The organism is Pseudomonas sp. SIMBA_068 (assembly GCF_046534705.1).
Classification (GTDB): Bacteria; Pseudomonadota; Gammaproteobacteria; order Pseudomonadales; family Pseudomonadaceae; genus Aquipseudomonas; species Aquipseudomonas putida.
This window is the reverse complement of sequence record NZ_JAWRYI010001793.1, coordinates 1-232: the sequence shown is the minus strand read 5'-3', so window position 1 is coordinate 232 and position 232 is coordinate 1. Positions and strand designations below refer to the sequence as shown.

1 pseudogene is annotated in these 232 nt (G+C 63.8%); it reads left to right on the top strand.

What is annotated here, in order from left to right:
- A pseudogene (locus tag SB756_RS35935) lies at positions 1-232 on the top strand (ribokinase); the annotation flags it as partial.

Below are 232 nucleotides of genomic sequence, written 5' to 3'. Positions count from 1 at the left end.
CAGGAGGTGTCGCTGCTGGTGCTGCAAAATGAAGTCCCGGAAGCGGTGAACCTCTGTGCGGCCCGGGCAGCACAGCAGCGGGGGATTACGGTCTGCGTCAATGCCGCGCCCGCCCGGCCGTTGTCAGCCGCGTTTGAAAACTGTATCGATCTGCTGGTGGTGAACGCCATTGAAGCGCGCGATATGTGCGGGATTAGCGTGCAGGATCTGACGTCGGCGCGCTCAGCGGCGG